Below are 1501 nucleotides of genomic sequence, written 5' to 3'. Positions count from 1 at the left end.
ATTGAAATTAAAGATGTAATATTAATATGAACATAGCGAGGCTATGTTTTTTTATAATTGAATTATGAATTATGAAATTAATATATTTAGTAATGAACTAGATTTGAGAAAATACTATTTTAACAAAACAAAAAAATCAGTTATAAAGAAAATGTGTTATCCAAACTGAGAGACAAAGTAATAACCGATATTAATGAGTATTTACAAAAAACTTACGATATTAAATATGGAATAGATTGAGATTTTGATTTAAATGAACTAAATAATTCCTTGCGGCTTTTAACAAATGAAAAAAATATATTAAAATCGATACAGATAAAAATTCGGCCAATTGCCGGTAGTTCAAAAAACGCTGCCGAGTTTACAATTGAAAATATCTTGAATAGCTCCGTCATTGATGATTTAGATGATGTTGTTGTTGAGTTGCCAAATAATAATGATGATATCCAAAAGCAAAAAGTAAAAAATAAGAAGCTTTTAATATCTATTTTAGCCCCTTTAGGCCTTATAACTTTGGGAATTGGTATAGCATTAGGCTGATTTATTAAAGTGAGATACTTTGATAAAAAAATTAAATAGAAAAAATATTTTGCTTTTCTTTGAAAATTAAAACGCTAAAAACTAAAAAATTCTTTGGTAATAAGAAAAAGTAGTGTAAAATAATAACATAAGACGACACAGCTAAACCCTAGAATCCGGTTTTTCCGACAGTCTATAAAGGATGTAAAGGCACACAGTGTTTGATTCCTATACTATACTTGATTCAACATAGTGGATAGAATATGGTAAGTGGCCCCCTAAAAGAGCGAAAGCTCTTTTTTTGGTTTTTTATTACTTTATAATTTTATCAAGGAGGTTATTCATGCAAAATAACACATATTGAAGATTCAAACAGCAACAGTTTAGAACGTTGAAAATAAGTAGAAATTTAGATAAAACTGAAATTGCATCATCACATCCTCTTGTTGTATTTTACACAGATGATAAGGTTTATTATTTAACTGCTAAAACATGAAGAAATCAAATTCCTCAAGATAAAGACCTAGATGTATATTTTAAAAACGGTTCTATAGATCACGGTAGAGGTGAAATAATAAATTGTTCATCAATTAACATAATGAATAGAAAGGAATTTGAGTCTATATTTGAACCTATGAAGTATCCTAATGGTGAATCAATAAGTTCAGATAAATATGCAGAAATTATCAATAAATTAAATGAGAATATACAGGATGGTAATATTGCTTTTAATGAATGCTATTTATCTAAAGATAGAAATAATAAAATAATTGTAGATTGAAAAGATAAAGTAAATACAAGCGAAATTAAAGATTTAAAAGAAAATATTAATGCTATATCATTATTAGATAAAAATGAGCTTCAGGACTTTTTAAATGGTAATGACAAAATATTAGATAATAAAAAGAATGTATTAAAAGATAAACCTCCAAAATCTTTATGTTCTAATGAAATGAAACCAAATGCTGGTAAACTGTTCCCG

General features: G+C 26.2%; 1 protein-coding gene and 1 pseudogene. Both read left to right on the top strand.

The window, feature by feature from the left end; translation table 4 throughout:
* Window positions 1–123: 123 nt before the first annotated feature.
* A pseudogene (locus NW238_RS03595) lies at window positions 124–579 on the top strand (Mbov_0399 family ICE element protein); the annotation flags it as partial.
* Window positions 580–862: 283 nt separating this feature from the next.
* Window positions 863–1501 (top strand): Mbov_0400 family ICE element protein (locus tag NW238_RS03590; RefSeq protein ID WP_373889501.1); only part of this gene is annotated, 639 nt, incomplete at its 3' end.

The sequence above is a fragment of the Mycoplasma zalophidermidis genome (assembly GCF_024742155.1).
Lineage (GTDB): Bacteria > Bacillota_I > Bacilli_A > Mycoplasmatales > Metamycoplasmataceae > Mycoplasmopsis > Mycoplasmopsis zalophidermidis.
Note: the sequence above shows the minus strand (reverse complement) of the source record. Positions and strands in the feature narration are given on the sequence as shown.